Annotated in this window: 23 protein-coding genes; 17 read left to right on the top strand and 6 right to left on the bottom strand. The window is 41.3% G+C overall.

The annotated features are described in order from the left end of the window. Position 1 precedes the first annotated feature (1 nt). Positions 2–1,288, bottom strand: coding sequence for a DUF2851 family protein (locus tag FHW89_RS02845; protein WP_172333483.1), 1,287 nt, complete (start codon positions 1,286–1,288; stop codon positions 2–4). A gap of 137 nt (positions 1,289–1,425) precedes the next feature. On the opposite strand from FHW89_RS02845, the gene FHW89_RS02840 reads away from it, so the two are divergent. Both FHW89_RS02840 and FHW89_RS02835 read left to right on the top strand, forming a co-directional pair. Further along, complete coding sequence (locus tag FHW89_RS02840; protein ID WP_172333482.1) at positions 1,426–2,757, top strand: MFS transporter; 1,332 nt, start codon at positions 1,426–1,428, stop codon at positions 2,755–2,757. 158 nt (positions 2,758–2,915) lie between these two features. After that, complete coding sequence (locus FHW89_RS02835) at positions 2,916–3,992, top strand: M20 family metallo-hydrolase (protein WP_371742418.1); 1,077 nt, start codon at positions 2,916–2,918, stop codon at positions 3,990–3,992. A gap of 141 nt (positions 3,993–4,133) precedes the next feature. Here FHW89_RS02835 and FHW89_RS02830 read toward each other — a convergent pair whose 3' ends face one another. After that, complete coding sequence (locus FHW89_RS02830; RefSeq protein WP_172333481.1) at positions 4,134–4,850, bottom strand: ZIP family metal transporter; 717 nt, start codon at positions 4,848–4,850, stop codon at positions 4,134–4,136. After that, positions 4,850–5,413 (bottom strand): phosphatase PAP2 family protein, encoded by a 564-nt coding sequence (locus tag FHW89_RS02825; RefSeq protein WP_172333480.1) that lies wholly within the window; start codon positions 5,411–5,413, stop codon positions 4,850–4,852. The genes FHW89_RS02830 and FHW89_RS02825 overlap by 1 nt, the downstream gene beginning before the upstream one ends. A 307-nt stretch (positions 5,414–5,720) precedes the next feature. On the opposite strand from FHW89_RS02825, the gene glmM reads away from it, so the two are divergent. The 4 genes from glmM to FHW89_RS02805 all read left to right on the top strand — a co-directional run bounded on the left by glmM (position 5,721) and on the right by FHW89_RS02805 (position 9,284). Then, positions 5,721–7,103 (top strand): phosphoglucosamine mutase, encoded by a 1,383-nt coding sequence (gene glmM, locus FHW89_RS02820; RefSeq protein WP_172333479.1) that lies wholly within the window; start codon positions 5,721–5,723, stop codon positions 7,101–7,103. A gap of 107 nt (positions 7,104–7,210) precedes the next feature. Beyond that, a complete protein-coding gene (locus FHW89_RS02815; protein WP_172333478.1) occupies positions 7,211–8,347 on the top strand; it encodes a cysteine desulfurase family protein in 1,137 nt (378 codons plus the stop codon). A gap of 187 nt (positions 8,348–8,534) precedes the next feature. After that, a complete protein-coding gene (locus FHW89_RS02810; protein ID WP_172333477.1) occupies positions 8,535–9,020 on the top strand; it encodes a hypothetical protein in 486 nt (161 codons plus the stop codon). A gap of 39 nt (positions 9,021–9,059) precedes the next feature. Then, complete coding sequence (locus FHW89_RS02805) at positions 9,060–9,284, top strand: hypothetical protein (RefSeq protein ID WP_172333476.1); 225 nt, start codon at positions 9,060–9,062, stop codon at positions 9,282–9,284. Positions 9,285–9,459: 175 nt separating this feature from the next. On the opposite strand, the gene accD is transcribed toward FHW89_RS02805, so the two are convergent. Continuing rightward, entirely contained in the window at positions 9,460–10,305 is an 846-nt protein-coding gene (gene accD, locus FHW89_RS02800) for an acetyl-CoA carboxylase, carboxyltransferase subunit beta (RefSeq protein ID WP_172333475.1), read from the bottom strand. A gap of 219 nt (positions 10,306–10,524) precedes the next feature. On the opposite strand from accD, the gene fbaA reads away from it, so the two are divergent. The 4 genes from fbaA (at position 10,525) to FHW89_RS02780 (ending at position 13,382) form a co-directional block, all read left to right on the top strand. Beyond that, positions 10,525–11,604 (top strand): class II fructose-bisphosphate aldolase, encoded by a 1,080-nt coding sequence (gene fbaA, locus FHW89_RS02795; protein WP_172333474.1) that lies wholly within the window; start codon positions 10,525–10,527, stop codon positions 11,602–11,604. Between the two features lie 209 nt (positions 11,605–11,813). After that, positions 11,814–12,320: a low affinity iron permease family protein gene (locus FHW89_RS02790; RefSeq protein ID WP_172333473.1), complete on the top strand. Its 507-nt coding sequence runs from the start codon at positions 11,814–11,816 to the stop codon at positions 12,318–12,320. Then, positions 12,286–12,711 carry a GNAT family N-acetyltransferase gene (locus FHW89_RS02785; RefSeq protein ID WP_172333472.1) on the top strand — a complete coding sequence of 142 codons (426 nt, stop codon included), beginning with the start codon at positions 12,286–12,288 and terminating at the stop codon, positions 12,709–12,711. The genes FHW89_RS02790 and FHW89_RS02785 overlap by 35 nt, the downstream gene beginning before the upstream one ends. Before the next feature lie 74 nt (positions 12,712–12,785). Next, a complete protein-coding gene (locus FHW89_RS02780) occupies positions 12,786–13,382 on the top strand; it encodes a hypothetical protein (RefSeq protein WP_172333471.1) in 597 nt (198 codons plus the stop codon). A gap of 110 nt (positions 13,383–13,492) precedes the next feature. Here FHW89_RS02780 and FHW89_RS02775 read toward each other — a convergent pair whose 3' ends face one another. Continuing rightward, positions 13,493–14,269, bottom strand: a complete 777-nt coding sequence (locus FHW89_RS02775; protein ID WP_172333470.1) for a DNA-formamidopyrimidine glycosylase family protein — start codon at positions 14,267–14,269, stop codon at positions 13,493–13,495. A gap of 378 nt (positions 14,270–14,647) precedes the next feature. Next, positions 14,648–15,697 (bottom strand): winged helix DNA-binding domain-containing protein, encoded by a 1,050-nt coding sequence (locus FHW89_RS02770; RefSeq protein WP_172333469.1) that lies wholly within the window; start codon positions 15,695–15,697, stop codon positions 14,648–14,650. Positions 15,698–15,814: 117 nt separating this feature from the next. Here FHW89_RS02770 and FHW89_RS02765 point away from each other — a divergent pair, with 117 nt between their 5' ends. The 7 genes from FHW89_RS02765 to FHW89_RS28775 all read left to right on the top strand — a co-directional run bounded on the left by FHW89_RS02765 (position 15,815) and on the right by FHW89_RS28775 (position 23,378). Beyond that, entirely contained in the window at positions 15,815–15,970 is a 156-nt protein-coding gene (locus FHW89_RS02765; protein ID WP_172333468.1) for a hypothetical protein, read from the top strand. Between the two features lie 98 nt (positions 15,971–16,068). Then, positions 16,069–16,905 carry a hypothetical protein gene (locus FHW89_RS02760; RefSeq protein ID WP_172333467.1) on the top strand — a complete coding sequence of 279 codons (837 nt, stop codon included), beginning with the start codon at positions 16,069–16,071 and terminating at the stop codon, positions 16,903–16,905. Between the two features lie 17 nt (positions 16,906–16,922). Then, entirely contained in the window at positions 16,923–19,379 is a 2,457-nt protein-coding gene (locus FHW89_RS02755; RefSeq protein WP_172333466.1) for a bifunctional YncE family protein/alkaline phosphatase family protein, read from the top strand. A gap of 64 nt (positions 19,380–19,443) precedes the next feature. Further along, positions 19,444–20,688: a YdcF family protein gene (locus tag FHW89_RS02750; protein WP_172333465.1), complete on the top strand. Its 1,245-nt coding sequence runs from the start codon at positions 19,444–19,446 to the stop codon at positions 20,686–20,688. A gap of 51 nt (positions 20,689–20,739) precedes the next feature. Further along, the gene (locus FHW89_RS02745; RefSeq protein ID WP_172333464.1) at positions 20,740–21,618 is read left to right on the top strand and encodes a hypothetical protein; all 879 of its coding nucleotides are present in this window, start codon (positions 20,740–20,742) and stop codon (positions 21,616–21,618) included. 93 nt (positions 21,619–21,711) lie between these two features. Further along, a complete protein-coding gene (locus tag FHW89_RS02740) occupies positions 21,712–22,320 on the top strand; it encodes an RNA polymerase sigma factor (protein WP_172333463.1) in 609 nt (202 codons plus the stop codon). Positions 22,321–22,409: 89 nt separating this feature from the next. Continuing rightward, positions 22,410–23,378 (top strand): FecR family protein, encoded by a 969-nt coding sequence (locus FHW89_RS28775; RefSeq protein ID WP_172333462.1) that lies wholly within the window; start codon positions 22,410–22,412, stop codon positions 23,376–23,378. The last annotated feature ends 103 nt before the right edge of the window (positions 23,379–23,481 follow it).

Below are 23,481 nucleotides of genomic sequence, written 5' to 3'. Positions count from 1 at the left end.
GTCAGGCAAGTTTTAATATTTTGTTACCAACGCCACATTGCAGGCATTTCTTATAATTACAATAATTATTTTTCAACTCCAGCAGCGCCTGCGACTCAAAAGCATTGTTAATTTTCAGCCCTAAGTTAACAAAATCTTCGGTAATATTATTTTGTTCGGCCGGTAAATTTTCCAACAACTTTAAGCTTCTGCTAATATAGTACTGTTGCTGGTGCTGTTTCCCGTAACTAAACAAAAATAAAGCCAAAGTGTTTATTAATAATATGTCGATAGAGGCCGCACCCAGATTTTTAGCTATCGGTTTTGATTGTACATCAAACCGATAATGATCGTCCCAATAATCATTTACCTTAATATCGGTAAACAGGGCACGTAAAGCACTGATATCTTTTATCTCCAGGATCTTGGAGAACAGGTGATTCGATTGCACAATCAGCGCAGCGAACTGGGCCAGCCTGATAGTAGGAAAATTTTGAGGCCGTAACCGCATAAACTTCCACAAATGGTTTTCAATAGGTTTTAGATTATACTTTTTCCGCAGAAAATCATATTCCTTTTTTAATTTCAAAGGATATTCATCCTGAAGCTCCGCTTCCAGAAAGCCGGCTTGCCCAAATATCAGGGCTTCTATTTGCATGGGGTTATTCTTATGCTTGGCCAGCGTAAGTTGCGGTAACGATTTGGCCAGTAACTCAAAGGGCAGGGCATTGGTTTTAAAGCCAAAGTTTGCCGCTAAAAACTGGTAAAAAGTCTCTTCCCAATCATTATGATTGAGATTGAGGGAATCTGTTACCGCAGTGGAGCGTTTCTCCAACCGCTCTACCAGCACCCGGGTAAGCCAGTTGTTCATAATGAGCCCATCAATACCGGCAATGCTTTTTTCGCAGGGGATGATACGCTGATCGCCAAAGATCATTTGGTGATAACGGTTGTACAACTCGTCGGGTATCCGATCTTTAAGTTGTAATGTAGGCACTTTGCGACCATTTGATAAGATAAGAGGCGCATCATCGCGGTAAACCACATGGAGTATCACATTATCATAAGCGCTATCAGTAGTGTGGCCGTGCTTTTGCCAATCAGACGAGGATAGATGCACCTCCACATTTCCGGCCCAAACCGTTTCGCCTATTTTTACACGGGCATTATGAAAATCAGGCCCCGAATCTGTATTGGCCATTCCGGCCGAAAGGATCTCCAGGTTTTCGCCATCTTCCGTTTTCAGATCAGTACGATCAAACAGCCTGAATTTCCATATATAGTGTAAAAAATCTTCGGTAAAAAGCATCAAACAAGATAGTTATTCTGACTGTTGGTTTGATGTGATTTTTTGAATTTTGTTACGAGATTAAAGGATTGTCATGATTTTGGATGAGATCAATCAATTTCTCTTACATTTATGATCAGATATACCGACCAAACCCAATGAAAGAAGAAACCAAGGACACATCATCGATCAACCCAGCCAAATCCATCCCCAAAACCACTACCGGACGCATTAAATCCATAGTAGGGGGCTCGTTAGGTAATTTGGTAGAATGGTATGATTGGTATGTATACACCGCATTTTCCCTGTATTTTTCCGACGCTTTTTTTCCTTCAGATAATCAAACCGTACAACTTTTAAATTCGGCCGGCATTTTTGCCATCGGCTTTTTGATGCGCCCGATAGGCGGTTGGCTCATGGGTACTTTTGCCGACAGATATGGTCGTAAAACAGCTTTAACGGCTTCCGTATTATTGATGAGCGTAGGCTCATTAATCATCACCATAACACCCGGCTTCCGCTCTATTGGAGTGTTTGCGCCTATACTGTTGGTGCTGGCACGTATTGTACAGGGTATAAGCGTAGGCGGCGAATATGGTACCAGCGCAACTTATCTGAGCGAGATGGCAGGCAAAAAACACCGGGGATTTTATTCGAGCTTTCAATACGTAACGTTGATTATGGGGCAGTTGATGGCTTTAGGCGTGCTGGTTTTACTACAGCGTGTTTTTTTAAGCGAACAGCAACTGCATGACTGGGGCTGGCGTATTCCCTTTGGTATCGGCGCTTTTTTGGCGGTGATTACCATGTATTTGCGGCGCAGTCTGCAAGAATCTGCATCATTTACTAACGAAAGTAGTAAATCAAAATCTACTCAGGGTACTTTAAAAGCTTTGGCCAAACACCCCAAAGCAGTATTCACAGTAATTGGTTTAACGGCAGGGGGCACGCTCGCTTTTTATACGTTTACTACGTACATGCAAAAATTCCTGGTAAATACATCGGGCTTCAGCAAAAGCAGCGCTACCCTGGTATCAACCCTTACCCTGGCTGTATTTATGCTGCTGCAGCCTGTATTTGGCTTGTTATCTGATAAAATAGGCCGTAAACCCCTGCTCATTGGGTTTGGGGTATTGGGCACGCTTACCACAGTACCTATCCTCACGCTTTTAAGCGAAACTAAAGATGTTTGGATAGCCTTCGCGCTGATATTAGCAGCCCTGATCATTGTAAGCGGTTACACCTCCATCAATGCGGTAGTTAAAGCCGAACTTTTCCCCGCAAACGTGCGTGCCCTTGGCGTAGGCTTTCCTTACGCCATAGCGGTTTCCATATTTGGCGGCTCTGCCGAATACATTGCCCTGCTGTTTAAAAATGAACATCATCAACAATGGTTTTACTGGTATGTAACTGTCTGCATAGCCCTGTCACTTATTTTATACACTACCATGAATGATACGCGCAAACATTCTAAAATAGAAGACGAGTAATTTAGTTTTTATTTAGTATCAAGTAGTTAGTATCAAGTATCAAGATTTTTGAAGTTGTTATAAAAATAAATGCAGCTGACTTGATACTTGATACTAACTACTTGATACTAATATACTGGCCAAAAAGTATTAATTTTGCCCGCTTACCATCATAGGATATGCCTACATATATGGCCGATAACAATAATCTATTTCAACAGGCAGTAGCTTTACTGCAGCAGCTGATATTCATACAATCGTTTAGTAAAGAGGAAGACCGCACCGCCGATCTCATCAATGAATTTTTACAGCAACGCGGTGTACAAACACATCGTAAAATGAATAATATATGGGCCTGGAATAAGCATTTTGATGCCGCTAAGCCTACCATTTTACTCAACTCGCATCACGATACCGTAAAACCCAACTCAGGCTATACCCGCGACCCTTATGACGCCAAAATTGAAGATGGAAAGCTTTACGGATTGGGCAGCAATGATGCCGGCGGTTGCCTGGTATCGCTCATAGCGGTGTTTCTTTACTTTCATGATAAAGAAAACTTAAAATATAACTTCTGCCTGGCTACCACTGCCGAAGAAGAAATCTCTGGCGTGAATGGCTTGGAGCTCATCATACCTGAATTAGGCAAGCTTGATTTTGGTATAGTAGGCGAGCCAACACTAATGCAATTGGCTATTGCCGAGCGCGGCTTAATGGTATTGGATTGCGTGGCTCACGGCCGTGCAGGTCACGCCGCACGTGAAGAAGGGGATAATGCTATTTATAAAGCCTTAACAGACATTGAATGGTTCCGGAGCTTTACTTTTCCGAAAGAATCAGAAGTATTTGGGCCGATAAAAATGTCGGTTACCATTATCAATGCGGGCTCACAACATAACGTGGTACCCGCCAGTTGTACCTTTACAGTTGATGTAAGGGTTACCGATGCTTACCGTAATGAAGAAGTATTGGAGATCATTCGTCAGCACGTCAACTGCGATGTTAATCCGCGTTCTATCCGCTTAAAACCATCGTCTATACCCAAAGAACACCCGATTGTGCAGGCTGGTATTGCTTTAGGTCGTACCACTTATGGTTCACCAACCACTTCAGATCAATCGCTGCTGGATATCCCTTCTATAAAAGTAGGTCCTGGTGATTCGGCACGTTCGCATACCGCCGACGAGTTTGTTTATGTAGACGAGATCAGAGAAGGTATCAATCTGTATATAAAAATGCTGGAGAGTATTAATTAACGATGTGCAGTTATGCGGATTTCAGATGTGCAGATGATTTTGAAATTAATCACTAAAATCACCTGCACATTTTTATACCCTCACATTTTGTTTTTTATCTGCACATCTGAAATCCGCACATTTGCACATCGGCACTGGGCTCTACATCTCTCCCAAAAACGCCACCAATGCAATAGCAACACCCAGTAACACGGCGATCATTTTACGAAGATTAAAGCGATGGTCGGCGCTTGATTCAAAGAGGATAGTGGTAGAAATATGTAAAAATATACCAATAACCACACCCATAATACGGTTAAAGTAATGTTGTAAATTGCCAATATTGCCATTACTGAGGGCAGTACTGAAAAGATATCCCGCAGGTGCCATCACCGCGAATAGCGCCACAAATAATATAGTACTCTGTTTACTCTGCTTATTGGTTATTAAAACCGTAGCCAGCGCAAAAGCAGCCGGTATGTGGTGCAGCGCGATACCGTAAACCAACTGATCCTGGTTGCCCTGGGCCAGTGGCATGCCTTCTAAAAAGGCATGCAGGCAAAGACTGATCATAATTCCCACCGGAAATACCATATGATCATGCTTCGGTTTATGCATATGGCCATGTTCAATGCCATCAGAAAACTGTTCCAGGATGATCTGGAACAGAAAGCCGGCAAGTATAAAAACACCCACCCAATTATCATTACCATGATAAGCATCGGGTATTAAATGCAGCACAGTAATACCAAACAGGTAAGCGCCGCTGAATGATAGTACCAGTTTAAGGGTTTTATGATTATCGCCCTTAAAGAAAAACACAGAGGTACCACCAAAAAAGGCACAAAAGAATAGCAAACAAATTTTCCAGACAGCCATTAAAAAGCAGGTTGTAGTTTTTTAAACAGTAAAGCAAACAGGCCACCCACCAGCGAGCCGTAAATAGCGCCACAGATAACATCAACGGGGAAGTGCACACCTACATACACCTGGGCAAAACTGATCAGCCCAGCCCAAAGTATGGCCCAGAGCCATATCCAGCGCCATTTTCTGAAAAATACCAGGCTCAGGAATATGGCCATGGCAAAGTGATCGGTAGCATGGGTAGACGGGAAGCTATAACCCGTTCCGCAGGGTACCCGACTGATGTCGGTTTGCGAAACGATAGGATCACGGCAGGGGCGAAGCCGTTTTACATTATACTTGATGATACTGGCGCTGCTAAAATCGGCAAAGCCGGCGGTTATGGCCAGCAAAACGATAATGATAACCCCCGTTTTTTTATAACGATAAATACAAAAAACTATGATGAACAGATATAACGGAATCCAAAATTTAGGATTACGCAGCAAAGGCATGATCCAGTCAAAAAAGGGGTTTGCCAGATCGTGATTAATAAAGTAGAATAAATGCCGGTCGAGTTGTAATAGATGTTCAGGCATTGCCGTTTTAATATAATGGATAAAAGCCGCACGGATATGAAGCCGCAATCAGGCAACAAAGTTATCAATAACTTTAAAACAACATGGATGCCGTATGGTTAATGCTGATAAATAAACGGATAATTTACAATCGAACTACATAATGTAGCTTTGTTGCATTTGCAAATGCATTTTTAAAGCTGGTTTATCACAAACGTTTGCGTGAAAAAAGTGGCTTATAAATTAAGTTCAGCCTGTAAATTGCGCTTGTTTATACACCGCTTATCATTTAAATATTTTTACTTTTGCCATTCAAAACCAAATAATTTTGACACTCATAAAATCTATTTCAGGGATCCGCGGCACCATAGGCGGTGCTGTTGGCGATGGTTTAACACCATTGGATATTGTTAAATTCACATCGGCCTATGGTGCATGGGCCGTAAAAAAATCAGGTATCAAAAAAATTGTTGTTGGGCGTGATGCACGTTTATCGGGCGCTATGGTTAACAACCTGGTTATCGGTACGCTGCAAGGGCTGGGTATCGATGTGATCGACCTGGGCTTGTCCACAACGCCTACGGTTGAAGTTGCAGTTACGGGCGAAAAAGCTGCAGGGGGCATTATTCTTACTGCGAGCCACAACCCTAAACAATGGAACGCCCTTAAACTATTGAACGCAAAAGGCGAGTTTATTAGCGATGCCGATGGTAAAGAAGTACTGGAAATGGCCGAAAACAGCGATTTTGATTATGCCGATGTGAACGACCTGGGCAAGGTAACCCATGACGATAGCTGGATGCAAAAACATATCGATCTGATACTGGCCTTACCGCTGGTTGATGTTGCAGCAATCAAAAAAGCTAATTTTAGTGTAGTGATCGACTGTGTGAACTCAACAGGTGGTATTTATGTACCTGCACTGCTGAAAGCCCTTGGTGTAGATATCGTGCACGAACTCTATTGCGAACCAGATGGCAATTTTCCGCATAACCCGGAACCGCTGCCAGAAAACCTGGTAGCCTTATCAAAAGAAGTAACCGCCAAAAGGGCGCATTTGGGCATTGCTGTTGACCCGGATGTTGACCGTCTTTGCTTTGTTTGCGAAGATGGCAATATGTTTGGCGAAGAGTATACCCTGGTTGCCGTTGCCGATTACGTGCTGCAAAACAATAAGGGCAATACAGTATCCAACCTGTCATCAACCCGTGCCCTGCGTGATGTTACCGAAAAAGAGGGCGGCGAATATCATGCTGCCGCAGTAGGCGAGGTAAACGTGGTTAACAAAATGAAAGAGGTAAATGCCGTTATTGGCGGTGAAGGTAATGGTGGCGTAATTTATCCTGAATTACATTATGGTCGTGATGCTTTAGTGGGTATCGCCCTGTTTTTAACCCATTTGGCTAAGTATGGCAAATCAATTTCTCAGTTGCGTATGTCATATCCAGGTTATTTTATTTCTAAAAACAAAATAACCCTGACACCCGAAATGGACATAGACGCCCTTTTAAGCAAGGTGGAGCAAAAATATAGCAAACAACCGCATAGCACCATTGACGGCCTGAAGATAGAATTTGACAAAGAATGGGTACATTTGCGAAGGTCAAATACCGAGCCTATCATCAGAATATACTCTGAAGGTAATTCAGAAACGGTAGCAAACGGCCTGGCAAATAAAATAATTGCCGATATAAAAGAGATATTAAATTAAGTAGTGAGTGGTGAGTTGAGAATGGTGAGTAGTAGCTTCAAATGCTTCATATTTCCATTTCAATCACTAATTCACTAACTCAATAATTCAATAATTACAAAAGAGAGATGCGTGTTTACTTTGATAACGCGGCCACCACACCGCTTGATCCGGAGGTTTTAAAAGAAATGTACAAAGTGATGGAGAACCACTATGGTAACCCTTCATCTATCCATGCGCACGGTCGCGAAGCACGCACGTTGATTGAGCGGGCCCGCAAAACCATCGCCGGGTTGCTTCATACTTCACCTGCCGAGATATTTTTTACATCAAGCGGTACCGAGGCCGATAACACCGCCATCCGCTGTGGTATTGTTGATCATAATATTACTCATGCCATCACCAGTCATATTGAGCACCATGCGGTATTGCATACTCTGGAAGCAATGGAAAAGTCGGGCATCATCAAACTAAGCTTTGTTGATGTAGACAACAAGGGCAATATTGATTATAATCACCTGGAAACGTTACTGAAAAACAATGAACGCAGTTTTGTATCTATCATGCATGCCAATAACGAAATTGGTACCCTGTCTGATATGATCCGAATCGGCGATCTGTGCGAAGCATACAACGCCATTTATCATTGTGATACCGTACAAACCATGGGCCACTATGAGCACGACCTGAGCAAGCTGAAGGCACACTTTTTAGTTTGTGCTGGCCATAAACTGCATGGGCCAAAAGGTGTTGGCTTTTTACACGTGAATCACCGTATTAAAATAAAACCCTTTATTTACGGCGGCGCCCAGGAACGTAACATGCGTGGCGGTACCGAAAATATTTACGGCATTGTTGGTCTGGCTAAAGCGCTTGAGCTGGCCTATTCTGAAATGGAGCAGCACCGCAATCATATACAGGATCTGAAAACCTATATGATGGGTAAACTGACCGACCAGATCCCCGGCATCAGCTTTAACGGCGAAACCGATCCGGAGAAAAGTTTGTATACTGTGCTTAACGTGGCTTTCCCCGAAATGGAAATGGGGGATATGCTATTGTTTAACCTGGATATTGCCGGTATTTCGGCCTCAGGTGGCAGTGCCTGCAGCTCGGGTACTGATATTGGTTCGCATGTACTTACGGCTATTAACGCAAGCTCATCAAGACCATCTGTAAGGTTCTCCTTCTCCAAATATAGCACCAAAGAAGAAGTTGATTACGTTGTGGCCAAAGTTCGTGAACTTTGCCCGGTGAACGTTTAATTTCAAAAGATAATTCGTTTTCAAGGCCCGTCATTTTGTTAATGACGGGCTTTTTTGTTATAAATACTTACGCTCGTTTATATCTCTCATCTATATTTATTAAGAAAGTAATTTTCTTATTTCGACAAAATAAAAACAATTCAGCAATCCATTTGGTTTATTAATTAACTATCAAATTGGAAAACCTATGATGAGCAATAAAGAAGAAGCCTGGGATTCCCAGGATAATAATCGTAACGATTTAGACCATACCAACAATGCTTCATTTCGTCAAAACGAAGATGCCTTTAACAACAATGAATTAGATGATGACGAGTTGAAAGAGGATGAGGATGCTTATACTAATGATCTGAAACCCACGTTTAATCAACAAGACCTGAATGATGAGGACGACGAATACGAGCGTCCTGACGAAGTGCCAGAAGAAGATGATGACGAAATACCGGACGAAGGCCAAACAAAAAAAGAAGGTTCCGGATATCATAGTCAGCAGGAAGTTGATCAGCCACAACGCGGTGCTGATACCTCATACAGTGAGAAAAACGACGTAACACCGCCAAATAAAAAAGAGTTCCCATCCGAAGGTCCTGCCAAAACAGATTTTGTAAGCCGTCCGCATGGCCGTACAACCGGTCGTATGATAGGTCACGAGCCAGGCACGGAAGGTATTTAATTACCACTTTGATTATTTATTGGATAGGAGGATAAGACCATGAACAACTATTTAAACCCCGATTCCGGTCGGGATAATAACAAAGGAACAGGAACCAATTATCAGAACATGTACGCAAGCCCAGTACAAAATGAAAGATACATTGAAAAATATGGACCTCACAGAGGTGATTTCAAGGTGCTGCGCAGAGATGGCAGCTTGCCCATGCTTCCCGATCAGCATGTAGAAGGTGGGGGAGCTAATGCCGGTGCAACAACTAAATAAGCTACCGGTTTGATATACAAACAAGAAAGGCTGTTCAAAATGAACAGCCTTTCTTGTTTGTATATATTTTAATCCACTTTGTCATCCTGAGTGTAGCGAAGTATCTATTCGCAGATATGTCTATTGGATAACAGCTTCTTCGCTACGCTCAGAATGACAAATCTTAAGTATTGTATTAATTCGCCATCATTTTAATGAACGATGCCAGTTTTTCTTTCATTTCCCTGCGATCAACTATAAAGTCAAGGAAACCATGTTCCTGAACAAATTCCGCGGTTTGGAAACCTTTCGGCAAGTCCTTTTTGATGGTTTCTTTAATAACCCTTGGGCCCGCAAAACCTATCAGTGCACCTGGCTCAGCAATATTGATGTCGCCAAGCATAGCGTATGATGCGGTAACACCACCTGTTGTAGGATCGGTCAATAATGAAATGTAAGGAATTTTAGCCTGTGATAGTAAAGCCAGTTTTGCCGATGTTTTAGCCATCTGCATTAATGAGAAGGCTGCTTCCATCATCCTTGCGCCGCCCGATTTGGATATCATCAGGAACGGAACTTTATTAGCGATGCAATAATCAATAGAGCGGGCTATTTTTTCGCCTACTACCGACCCCATAGAACCACCGATGAAATTAAAATCCATACAGGCGATAACCAGGTCCTGCCCATCAATTTTACCTGCTCCTGCGCGTATTGCGTCTTTTAATCCTGTTTTCTTTTGGGTTTCAGCCAGTCTGTCGGTATATTTCTTGGTATCTTCAAAATGCAGCGGATCGCCTGAAGTCAGATCAGGAAACAGCTCCGTGAATTCGTTATTATCAAATAATACTGCAAAATATTCTTTTGAACCTATACGCAGGTGGTAGCCACAATAGTGACAAACATATTGATTTTCAACCTGCTCAGAATAATGCAGGGGTTTCTTACAATTAGGGCATTTATTCCAGATCCCATCGGGGGCTTCTTTCTTTTCCTCAGTAGTCGTAATTATCCCTTTCAACTCTCGTTTAAACCATGCCATATCTATGTCGAGCTCTTTCAATTGACTACAAAGAAACGAAAAATATTATAACAAGTAGTAAGTAATCCATGTTCACTTTTATTTGTTAAACTATTTTTTTTCAAACAAAGTGTATAAAATACAGTAAGCGAGCAGCTAAACGGTTAAATCGCAACAAATAATCAGATACTTATACTAAAACCAAGAAATTTTATAACTTCGAGGCCCAAATAAAAGCTCATGGATTTAAAAAATTATAAAGGTGTTCTGCACGGCGATCAGGTGCAGGAACTATTTGAGGTTGCTAAAAAGCATCAGTTTGCTTTGCCTGCGGTAAACGTTATTGGTACCAACACCATTAACGCGGTTATGGAAACTGCCAAACAGGTAAACTCTCCGGTAATTATCCAACTATCAAATGGCGGCGCACAATTTTACGCCGGTAAATCATTAGATAATTCAAAGCTTCAGGCCTGCATTTTAGGTGCTGTATCGGCTGCTAAACACGTTCACTTACTGGCTGAGCATTACGGTGTAGCGGTTATACTTCATACCGATCATGCTGCCATGAAGTTTTTACCATGGATTGATGGTTTGTTGGATCATGGTGAAAAATTCTTTGCCGAAACTGGTAAACCGCTTTTCTCATCACACATGCTTGATCTTTCGGAAGAGCCTATCGAAGAAAACATCGAGATCTCGGCAAAATACCTGGCCCGTATGGCTAAATTAGGTATGACCCTGGAAATTGAATTGGGCGTTACCGGTGGCGAGGAAGACGGCGTTGACAACTCTGATGTTGACAGCTCACGTTTATATACCCAGCCAGAAGAGGTTTCTTACTCATATGAGCATTTATCAAAAGTAAGCCCGCGCTTTACCGTAGCTGCTGCCTTTGGTAACGTACATGGGGTTTACAAACCAGGCAACGTGAAATTACAGCCGGTTATCCTGCATAACTCTCAGGAGTATGTTAAACAAAAATTTGGTTTAACCGATGCCAAACCTATCAATTTTGTGTTCCACGGTGGTTCTGGTTCAAGCCAGGAAGAGATCCGCGAAGCTATCTCTTACGGCGCCATCAAAATGAATATTGATACCGATATGCAATGGGCGTACTGGGAAGGTATTAAAGATTACTACAAATCAAAAGAAGGATATCTGCAAAGCCAGATCGGTAACCCCGAAGGCGAAGATTCTCCAAACAAAAAATATTACGACCCACGCGTATGGTTACGCAAAGGCGAAGAAAGTTTTGTTAAACGTTTAGCTGCTGCTTTTGAAGACCTTAACTGTGTTGATGTAAATAGCAAATTATAATATTATAAGAGAGGCAAGATATTAAGAGTCAAGAGCCAAGAAAAAAAGTCGATAAATAAAGTCGTTTTAAGTTCATATTGATTCCTGACTCTTATTATCCTTGCTCTTAATCCATAATATTCATCAAAAACTAACAAAGCGCTGTTACATTTGTTGTAATGGCGCTTTGTTGGTTATAAGCGTTTCCCAAAACCTGATAAATTACGTATATGGCAGAGATCGCTAAGAAAAAGAAGAATTTATTTGAACGTTTTGCCAACTGGGCTACCATTGCCACGGGCAGCTCGGGGGCTTTTTTAACAGCCATTGCTGTTATTGTTGTATGGGGTATTACCGGCCCTATATTTCATTATTCTGATACCTGGCAGCTTATCATCAATACGGGAACCACTATTGTTACCTTTTTGATGGTTTTCCTGATCCAGAAATCTCAGAATAAAGATTCAAAAGCCATACACTTAAAACTGAACGAATTGCTGGCCTCGCACCAGGGCGCCAGTAACCGGATGGTGGATATTGAGGATCTGAACGAAAAAGAGCTTGACCAGTTGCATAAATTTTATGTGCAGTTATCTATATTGGCCGAAAAGGAAGATGACCTTACCTGTACCCACTCTATTGATGCTGCCGAAGAGAATCACAACGCCAAACTAACTGTACTTAAAACCAAACCACATTATAATGCCCACAAACTTAAAAGTAAGAAAAGTAATTGAGCAAGCCGATCTTGATAAAGTTTTTGCCGTAAGGCGCGAAGTTTTTGTAGTTGAACAAAACTGCCCTCCCGAGCTGGAATGGGAGTTTGAAGATGAATCGACCCATTTCCTGGCAACAATTGATGGCGAACCTGCAGGCGCCTGCCGCTGGCGCAAAACAGATAAAGGCTATAAACTGGAACGCTTTGCTGTATTGAAAAAATTCCGCGGTCATGGCATAGGGCAGGCCCTGGTACAAACCGTTCTGGACGATTTGCCTGCCGATGCTACGTATGTTTATATGCATGCGCAAACACAGGCCGTATCCCTATATGAGCGGTTTAATTTTGAAAAAATAGGTCCGGAGTTTGAGGAGGCCGGTATATGGCATTATAAAATGATCAGGAAATAAAAGATATTAACCGTGCAACCAATTTACCTTCGGTTTCGTCTTGCCTTTATTAAATATCATTTTATAACCGTCTTATGATCAATCATTGCCTGCCGCTATCCAAAGTATTTAAATTACTGTTTATCTGTTTTATTTGTTTTGCCGCTTTCAATAGTCTGGCGCAGGATAAAACAAAAACCATCGGTAATAAATTACGATCAGGAACAACCAATAACTCCTTCAATGTTGTGCAGGGGGCGCAGGTGGGGATTAGGATGAATGCCGGACATAAGCCGGTTGAGTTACTAAAACTGAGTTTTCACGTAGACAATTTGGGTAAGGATACTATTCCATTTAAAGTGAACGTATATGCCATGGGCGATAAATTGCCCGAGAGCGATAATTTGATTAAAGAAGAAATAAAGGGAGTAATTGTAAGAGAAAAAGCTCCCAATGAACCCTTAAGGGATAACCAACTGATCACCGTTGATCTGGCACCGTACAAGGTAGAAGTAAAAGGGGATATATTGGTTGCCGTTGAATTCTTAAAAACACAGCCCCGTAAAGAACTTGGTTTTTCATGTGGCGTACTCAACGGCGGCACTTATCGCAAAAATGGCCCAACCGAAGAATGGAAAAAAATACCCATTGTTGGCGCCGATTTTAATGTGCTGGTGAAGAAGTTGAAATGATATTATTTCAATAGTTTGTCATTCTGAGCGTAGCGAAGAGTCTGTTAACTGATCATGCATATTCGACAATAGATCCTTCGCTACGCTCAGGATGACAAAAAAGCAGAGCCCTAACTATATAACTCCTGCTCCTCGGTATAATACGTTTTCCTGGTACCTTCCTTCACAATAATCTTCTCGCCTTTGGGGCTGTGGGTCTTTTTTGAATTGTGGATATGCATAAAGTCCCTTACCTCGCCATTGATAATATCCGGATTAGCCTTCAGGATAGCCTTTTCGGCATCTGTAAGTACGGTATGGATAGATCTAACCAGCTCCTTTATCTTATGCTCCGGGATTTTATTACTGATAGACATGGGTGATATGCCAGCATGCCACAGGATCTCATCGGCGTAGGCATTACCAATACCGCGAATGATCTTTTGATCGAGCAGTACGGTTTTGATGTTGGTTTTTGTTTTTTGAAGACGGGCGGTCAGATAGTCAACACCGCCGTCTTTTGCCAGGGCATCAGGCGCTTCCTTATCATCAGGATTTAAGGTAGGGTTGGCTATTCCCTGAAAATCGGTCAATGCCAATCCCGATCCATCTGTAAAATGTAATTCGATAATCGGATATTTATTCCCGTTTTTTTCTTCGAACAGAAACAGTTTACCGTGTAGCATCAAGTGCAGGCCCAGGATATCGCCCTTTGAAAATTTAAGGTAAAGCTCCTTGCCCTCACGGTAAACCTTATCCAGCTTTTGCCCTTCGAGTGTACCTTGTAGTTCCTGGTGACTTACATTCAATTTTTTGGCATTGATAACAGCCACATGTTTAAGCGTTTTTCCGGCTAATTTTTTATCGAGATTATAACTAAATGCTTGCAGATCGGGTAATTCAGGCATGATAATGAAATTTTAAAACAGAGATCAAATATAACAGGATAACAGTGTTTCTGCATCTTGGTTTTGCGCCTTAATTTTCGTATATTTGGATATAATAACAGCCCGGTTTTCTCATAAAAAGGAAAATCGGGCTGTTTATTTTAAGAGAAAAAGGCTTAAAAACCGGCTCATTTTCATATAGTTATTTGACAGTCAATTGCTTGATACTTTTTAAAATTTAAAACACACTTCAAAATCAGCCTGAAATTTGTTAAAAAGTGTTAAAATCGATATTTTTTGATCTTTTTTAATCCATTTTAGCCCGTTTTTGAATCGAAAAGTGTTAAAATTTGAGGTTTAAAAAGTTTTTGACGTAACCCGGAGGTTACTGATCTCGCCTCAGAAAAGAAATTTCCGGTACTTGGCTTCGGCGGCTTCAAGTGCTTTTGTCTGCGTTTTATTTACCCGCCCAAACAGGTTAAGGTCGACTGTAACTTCATTCTTTTTGAGACTACGCTTCCAGGTACCAACCAATTGGTTGTTGACAATAATTGAGGGATCAAAAACAACATGCCCTGCCTGCTCTACATATTCGGGAGCAATTAAGGCGCTTCGGTCTTTGTACGAGGTGGCAAATTCATCATAGGCTGGCAATAAAAAGGTGGTATTTTTTTTCGGCAACAATGCATCGGGACTATCTGGTATCCAGTAGGTTTTGCCGTCAATCACCTCGTTTACCAATTGTTCTTTTACATTTTCAAGACCAATACCAGCGTCGGTAATGGTCAACCCCGACCAGTTGGCAAAATCATGTACAGTAGCAGGGCCACGAGTATTAAAATAAGCTGCGGCAAGCTTGGTTAAGGCTTCTTCATGAGTCAAAGCCGGAGAGGCTGGGGCGAGGTCATCCAGCAGGGCATATGAAAATTGCTTCCCGATACGGGCTCCGCTACAAATAACCTGGTCGAGTTCGGCACGCATCAGTATGATAGTAAATTTGATATCATCAGTAGCGATGCCCGACCGTTTAAACAGCTCCAAAACCTGGGGTCTGCTCAATTGTTTATTTCCTTGCAAGGCCTTTGCCAAAAGTTCGTTTGTCTTATTAAATGAGGTATCTGTAAAACCAAACTTTTTATAAAAGGAGGCATTGATGGCATGAATACGAGGTGCGGTAAGCGTTAACAACCAACGGATATCCTGTGGGAGCACAAAATGCCAGGTTGGTCTCAGCAAATGAGTGCGCAGTATTTTTCCCTGGTTTATAGCGTTTTCAATATCTTGCTCTTTAGCGTTCTGCATCCGTAACCCAATGGCCCATTTAGCACTTGCGTAATCCTGAGCCTGCATAGCCACCATATATTTTACCACATCCTCGGGCTTAGTGAATACGGGGTTATTAATTTTCTGGTTATATATTCGCAGGCTGGCCAGGTGATTATCTTTCATATATAGGCTTGATGTTAAATGATAAAGATAAAATTAATAGCCATAAATGACAGCTGCTTGTCTGCAGTAAAAAGCTTCTTAGTATTCAACTGGAATACTTAATTTTAATACGAAATAATGAATAAAATAAAACCGGGATATTTTGCAGGTGGTTTAGTTATTGGTATTGTGATCGGTTTAATTTTGCACAGTTTACCTGTGGGTATAGCCATTGGAATGATATTGGGTGTGCTAATTACTTTCAGAAAAGCCAGAGAAAACCGCCTTGATTAGGAAATACTTTGTAACAAGATAATAGCAAAAGAGGATTCAACATTATGTTTACGATTACTTAATTATAGGGTAACATGAAGGGGGTTAATTCGCAGCGTATGAAAAAAACGCTTTACCTTGTATTATCATTAGTATTATCAGGTGTGGCTGCAATGGCACAAAATGCCGGCCCAATAAACCCAACAGGGAATTTTAAAATGGCAGCCCCTCAACCATTTTTATTCTCCGTTAACACTCTGACAGGCAGTTCCCCATACTGGAGTCTAAATTATTCCGGCAGTTATGGTGAACGCACCTTAACTCCATTTGGCTACGACGGTGTTGATCAGCAACTGGCTGTTAAGGGCTATCTGGGCAACCAGTTTACATTATATGCCAATGCAGCTTTAGGTTTTGCGCGGGATGGCGGTACAACCAGTGCACAACAAGCTGAACTAATGCATGACTTTATCGGCGGCAAACAACTATTTGGCCCCCGTATTGGCCTTAGCTTAGGTGGTAGCCGTGATTGGACAAATGTTAAATCTATTTTTAGCCGCGTCACGGCCTCGTTTGATGCTGCATCCTGGCGATTTGCAGGAAACCTCCGATTTGAAAAGGCTTTTGATAAGTCAAGGGACGGAATCGACCTGATAACGAGTCTTGGTTTTCATCACCGTATTATTGGTAATTTCTATGCTGGGGCAGAAGCTGTGGGTGAAGATCTGGAAGGTTTTTGGGAAGCAGATGAAGCGGAAGGTGGGGCCAAGTTGTTAATTGGACCATCTGTCAATTATATTCCGTCGGGTTCAAGATTTGGGTTCTCTATTTGTGGTGGCCCCATTATTTACGCTACTCATAGCAATGTAGTACCATCAGAAGCAGTAAGGGATCTCTCGACATTGTCGCAAAATGGGTATACAATAAGGGCCCAGGTATCATTTAATTTGCATTAATACTTACTTAAACTACCATGTTTAATTCAATAATTAAAAAAATAAGCTTTGCTTCGCTATTAAGCATACTCATTAGCATATCTGTAATTGCGCAGATACCTGGCAAAGTAAAAGGAACCTCACAGGTGTTACTCCCTAATGGGTGGAAATTAAGCCCTGCCGGCCGATCATTAACATTAGGCGATCTGCCCTTAAATATGCAATTGAGCGCATCCGGTAAGCTGCTGGCTGTAACCAATAATGGTCAAAGCACACAATCGTTACAACTTATTGATCCCAAAACCGAAAAATTGCTTGATGAAAAGGTTCTGGGCAAATCGTGGTATGGACTGGCATTTAGCCGCGACGAAAAACATCTGTATGCATCTGGCGGTAATGATAACTGGATATTGGATTTTCACTTGCATGATAATAAGTTAAACACGGCAGATACTATAAAATTAGGCACACCATGGCCCAAAAATAAAATATGCCCGACAGGCATTGTGGTTAACAAAAGCAATACCAAGCTGTATACAGTAACTAAAGAGGATAGTACCCTTTATATTATTGATCCACAAGCTAAACAGATCATTAATAAGGTACAACTACCCGCTATAGCTTATAGCTGTGTATTATCTCCGGATGAAACAAAATTATACATTTCGCTTTGGGGCGGCAGGGCCGTTGCTGTAGTAAACACAACCTCGCAAACTATTGAAAACAAAATAACCGCTGGCGACCATCCTAACGAACTACTTTTGAATAAAAAAGGGACCTGCCTGTTTGTTGCAAACGCCAATGACAATACGGTGTCTATCATCAATACCATTAGTAATAAAGTAATTGAAACTGTCGCTACCACATTGTACCCAACCCGGTTAACGGGTTCTACAACTAATGGATTGGCGCTTAGTGCCAATGAGAAAACATTATATATCGCTAATGCCGATAACAATTGTCTTGCTGTTTTTGACCTATCCAAACCCGGATACAGCAAGAGCCAGGGTTTTATCCCAGTGGGCTGGTATCCTACTAACGTAAAAACGTTAGGTAGTAAAATATTGGTAACTAATGGTAAAGGATTAAGCTCAATGGCCAATCCGCAAGGTCCTCAACCCATTTCAAAGGCTGATAATAGTGGCTATCAAACCGGCAGTACCGCTAATAGTCGGTTACAATATATCGCCGGTTTATTCAAAGGTTCATTATCATTTATTGATGCGCCTAAACCCGAACAATTGAAACAATACACCCGCCAGGTTTATGCAAATACACCGTTTACTGATAAAAGAACCGCAACCGCCGATGGCGAAACCGGTAACCCTGTTCCACGTAAATTAGGTGAAAAATCGCCAATAAAACATGTCTTTTATATAATTAAAGAGAACCGTACCTATGATCAGGTTTTAGGAGATATGCAAGGTGGCAATGGAGATACATCTTTAACCTTATTTGGCAAACACGTAACGCCCAACCACCACGCTTTAGCCAGCGAGTTTGTATTGCTTGATAATTTTTATGTTGATGCCGAAGTAAGTGCCGATGGGCACAACTGGAGCATGGCCGCGTATGCTACAGATGTAATTGAAAAAACCTGGCCAACCAGCTATGGCAATCGTGGTGGCAGCACCAGTTTTGAAGGTGGCAGGCCGGTTACTTATCCACGCGATGGCTTTATTTGGGATTATTGTAAGAGGGCTGGTATAACCTATCGTAGTTACGGCGAGTTCAGCGATGATGGAAAAGCTAATATTAAAACGCTTCAGGGGCACATCTGCCCGCAGTCGCCTGGCTTTAATCTCGATATAAAAGACCAGGTTAGGGTTGATGCCTGGCAACATGACTTTGATTCCCTGCTTACTATCAATGCAGTGCCCCAGTTTAATACTATTCGTATTTCCAATGACCATACCAGCGGACAGAAGAAAGGTAAAATATCGCCGGTTGCTGCGGTTGCTGATAACGACCTGGCGATAGGCCGGTTTATCGAACATCTGTCGCAAAGCCCGATCTGGAAGGAATCTGTTGTATTTATACTGGAGGATGATGCTCAAAATGGCCCTGATCACGTTGATGCTCACCGATCGCCGGCATTTGTAATTGGACCTTATGTAAAACGTAACGCAGTTGTACATACGATGTACTCAACTTCCGGTTTTCTGCGAACTATGGAATTGATACTTGGCTTACCACCGATGAGTCAGTATGATGCCGGGGCAATGCCTTTATATGAATGTTTTACCAGCAAGGTTGATGTAACACCCTATAAATTAAAGCCGGCCGAAGTCGATCTGGAAAGGCGTAATATAGCTGATAATGAAAGCAGCAAGCGTTCAGAATTATTCAATTTTGCTAAGGAGGATGCTGTACCAGACCTGGATTTGAATGAGGTGGTTTGGAAATCTGTAAAAGGAGAACATTCTGCTATGCCTGCACCGAAAAGAAGCGCTTTTGTACTGTTGGAACAAAAAAAGAAAGACGATGATGATTAAAAAGCGCTCTGGTTTTAATCATTAAATATCAATTATCGTTTAATAACAATTGACTACCTCACTCATGAATTTTAAGAAATATTTATTCCTATTATTAAGCTTCATTGCTTTTTACTCTTATGGTCAGTCGGCAAATCAAAACTATAAGCTGATAGGTGATAATATTATACAGACTAAGAACTATTATCTGCTCACTTTATTTCAAAATAACGCGGCAGCTAAACAATTGTTAGCTAACGACCCGGAGCTGACAAAATTAACTCAGACCAGGTTGGATAACATTAAATCATCACTCACAACCTGCAAAGATCCTCTGTGTTTTACGCAGACCCTGAAATTTAGTGATGATGAGATCAAAGCCATCAGCGAAAGATTGATCAATTTATATAAAACAGGTAATGCACTCGATAACCTGGTAAAACAACATTTAATACCATCCGGTACTTACCAGCAATTTGGTAGTCTATCGCCGGTTCAAATGCTGGTAAGTGCATGGGAGCAGGATGCCAAAGCGGTTAATTATACTATTGAGGTTTATGCAGAGGGCCGCAAGCCAAATTACCCGGCGATTGACTCTATCAGCTTTAATGTAAAAAACCGTGGATATCTTAACCTGGTATATGATGCTTCGGCAACTATATGGGACGAAAGCAAAAATGAAAAGTTGTTTTTTGTCCCATCCTTGAATTACGCTCTACATTGCCTGGAGATAAACGAAAGAGACGACGCTGCAAACGATGAGCCGATGATCTCCGGGATCAATAAAAACGCTTATGTACGGATTAAAACCATCAATTGGGCCAAGTATAAATATACCATGATCCTGATACCGGGGGCAGGTCCCGACGTTCCGGGAGTGGCTTTAAGTGCAGAAGGAATGCTTCGGTGCCGGGTAGCGGCGTTAAGATATTTTGAAGGTTTAGCACCATTCATCATGACCTCCGGAGGTAAGGTTCACCCGTATAAAACCAAATACTGCGAGTCGGATGAAATGAAGAAGTATATGGTAGAAAAATTGCACGTACCGGAAAATGCCATATTTGTTGACCCACATGCACGGCACACCACTACCAATATGCGTAATTGCGCTCGTATTATATTCCGTTACGGGATGCCGTTCAGCAAACCTTGTATTACTTCAACAGATAAATCACAAAGCTATTTTATAGAAAATATGGCCGGGCGTTGTGAAAAGGAGCTGGGATATGTACCCTATAAATTGGGCAAACGCTTATCGGCCACCGAGCAGGAGTTTTACCCAACTATTGAATCTCTGAGAATTGATAATGATGAACCCCTTGATCCATAGAAGATCGAGCTATCAGGCGCAACTATTTTCAAATTCTGCAAAACAATGATCATGAAGAAATTACTGTTTATTTCAATAGCTATATTGTGCTTAGGGCTAACCGCATTTTTTAATAAAACAGTTGATATGACGGTTACCCGTGCCTTAACCATCGATTCATTAGGCGCCTGCCAGGGTATTTCATATCAGCATGGAAGAATATTTTTATATGGTGACCGGGAGGTTGGAATGATCCGTGAATTTAGACTGGTAGGGGATAGCCTCACCTACATGAATAAAGAATATAAGCTAACCACAAACGGGCAGGATGTAATAAACCATCCTACCGGTATAGCTTATAACGGTACCGGGCCCACTTTTATGGGCAACTCCATCCGTCTGAATAAAGATGGCACCAAATGGAAAGCTGTTATTTATTGCATTAACTGGGATGGCCTCTTAAAAACAGGTACTTTGGATGGTAACCTGATCAACACCATTGATGATGATGCCTGTATTCAGGGTACGAGACCGGAATATGTAAAATACAATAATAAATGGTATGTAGCTACCGCAGATTATGGTAATAATGGCAACGAAGTTAGATTGTATGATCCAGAAGCCCTAAAAAAGGCCTCCAGAACCAGCGAAAAAGGCGTACTATATAAAAAATTTACCTGCACCGCCTGGGTTCAGAACTTGCATTGGATAGCTTCAAAAAATATACTTGTCCTTATTCAAAATCAAAAGGAAGGAAGGATGTGGCGTTTTACATACATAGATCTGAAAAAATCTATAGAAACAGGAACGCAACAGGTGATCAGAGAGATAAATATTGATGGGAAACAGGATGAACTGGAAGGTTTTTCCTTTTTAGGTGACACCCAAAAAGGAATAGCCGTATCCTCATCCCGCAAAAATAACGTAACGTTTACAAATACCTCCTGGTAGTAGCGTTCAATAACATATTAGTTTGTTAATACCTGCTTTATAATCCGACTATAAACACTCATTAAATTTGTAGCGTTCATTCGGGGCTAATCAATGATATACATCAATTTATCAGAGCAGTTGCTGCTAACTCAATGTTGTGAGGGCGATACTGCTGCTTTTCAGGAACTTTATTGCCGTTATAAAGAATTTGTTTTCAATGTAGTTTACGCGAGGCTTACCAGCAAAGAAGACGCAAGAGATGTAACACAAGATATATTCATAATGCTATGGACAAACCGGAAGCAATTAGGTAACATCAATGACTTTAAATTATATCTATATGTCATTAGTCGTAATCAGGTAGTTTCAGCCTATCGAAAAAAAAACACCAGGATCAAAGGTGAAAACTATCTGATTGGAAAAATTGAACAAATGACTCATTCTGCCGAAGAGCATCGCCTTGCCCGTGAACTTACAGATAAAATAGATCAATTGGTAGTGCAACTACCTGAAACCATGCGTTCTTGTTATAATCTGAGTAAAAACGAAGGCAAAAAAAATGGCGAGATTGCTAATATCCTAAATATATCAGAAAAAACCGTTCGCAATAATGTGTCAGAAGCCTTGAAACGTCTTCGGTTAAATTTACGAAATAACCATCCCGAGCTTTTGATGCTCATCATTACGCTTAGTCTGCTCTTTGTTTTTTTTCGATTCTAAATATAACGCAGGAAAGGTAACAAATTGTTAACCTTTTCTTAAAGGACAAACTACCCTTATGCACGAGCTGTATAAAAAGCACCTTGTACGTGGACAATAGGGTAAAAAAATTATTCGAAAAATATCAATCAGGTCAAGCAAATGACCAGGAACGTAAAATAGTTGAAGACTGGTTTGCCAGTTTTGAAAAAACACCTATTGAAAAATTAAATACCAAGGAGGATCTCGAGCTTCTCTCACACATGGATGAGAAAATAAATAGCGTTCTTCTAAATCATCCTCGCAATTTATTTGATCGCAGATGGCTATATGCTGCCGCCGCTCTGATCCTGATCCCGATTGGCATTTGGTGGTTAAAATACTATCAGACTGAGTCTAAACAAAATGTAACAGTTACTTATACTACCGTTGTGGTATCCAAAGGGGCAAAAAAGAAATTCTCGTTGCCAGACGGCAGTATGGTTAGTCTTAACTCTGATTCCCGGATCCTTATACCATCCAATTTTGGTATTAAAACCAGGGAGATTTTTCTTGCAGGTGAAGCTTTTTTCTCCATAACACATAATGAGGCTAAGCCTTTTACTATCCACTCTGGCAAATTACTTATCACTGATCTGGGTACCGAGTTTGACGTGAAGGCCTATCCAGAGGATCATAAAATAAGAGTAGCCGTTAAAAGCGGTAAAGTAAAGGTGGAGAAAAACAATGCGGACAGTAAACCCGAAACATTCGCTGATGCAATTACGCATAACCAACAGCTAATGTTTGAAGAACAAACAAACATACATACCCTTAGCCGTGTCGAAACATCCGATTTAATTAGCTGGCAACAGAACAAGTTAAGTTTTCAAAGTGCTTCGATGGATGAAATTGCCTCAACCCTCGAAAGATGGTATAATGTAACCATAAAACTTAATGGCGAAAAAACGAGACGGTTATACACCGTTAGCTTTAATAATGAGCCCCTTGACCATGTGTTAAACGTACTTAACCGCCTCACAGGTTTACACTACCAAATCAAAAATAAGATTGTATTAATTAATTTAAAAAAACTGTAAAAGCATGGAATAATAGCGAGCTTATTAAAACAGGGAATGCTTCACCAACCCCTGTTGAATCAGACATTAAAGTAGTGTCTGCCTTTAAAACGACCTTACAATC

The organism is Mucilaginibacter sp. SG564, assembly GCF_013149275.1.
In the GTDB taxonomy this organism is placed as follows: Bacteria; Bacteroidota; Bacteroidia; order Sphingobacteriales; family Sphingobacteriaceae; genus Mucilaginibacter.
This window is presented reverse-complemented; position numbering and strand designations above follow the sequence as displayed.